This window comes from Anaerococcus sp. HMSC068A02 (assembly GCF_001811125.1).
GTDB lineage: Bacteria > Bacillota > Clostridia > Tissierellales > Peptoniphilaceae > Anaerococcus > Anaerococcus vaginalis_C.
Genome location: NZ_KV803769.1, coordinates 1 through 569, shown reverse-complemented (window position 1 = coordinate 569; position 569 = coordinate 1). Strand labels below are relative to the sequence as shown.

Annotated in this window: 1 pseudogene; it reads right to left on the bottom strand. The window is 36.7% G+C overall.

Annotation, left to right across the window (positions count from 1 at the left end):
• A pseudogene (locus HMPREF2782_RS06750) lies at nt 1–569 on the bottom strand (FMN-binding protein); the annotation flags it as partial.

Genomic DNA, 569 nt, shown 5'->3' with positions numbered 1-569 from the left:
ACGTAAGCTTCGCCTACTTCTTTTGTTCCTTTGCTTTTGAATTGTAGGTACACTCTTTGTGGGGTTTCGCTTACTTTGCTGTAGTCTGGTTTGTTTTTAAAGCTTACTTCTACTGAACCGTCTTTTGGTATGTTTGAAAATCTTTCTTTGTATTCTTCTAGACTTGGGGCTTTCCCTTCTACTATTATTGGTTTGCTTGAGCTTCTTTGTGGCGTGAATTTTTCGCCGTGATCTTTATCTTCGTCATCGGATATGCCATCTCTATCTTTGTCTCTGTATAACCAATATGTGATTTTTCTTACTAAGAGTTTGCCTTTTTTCTTTGCTTTGAATTTTAATGTTATTGTTTTAAATCCACTGCCGTCTTCTGGCCAACCTTCATTGCTTGGTTCTGGGATTCCTGTTATTGTTTTTCCGTCAAAGATTAAGCCTTTTGGTAGTCCATCTATTTCTTTTAATATTTCTGCGTCTTTATCTAGACTTGTTACTGTTGCTGGTCTTATTTCTTTGCCTTCTATCCACTGTTGACCGTTTGATTCCATTAGACTTGTGTCTATTACTTTTTGGTC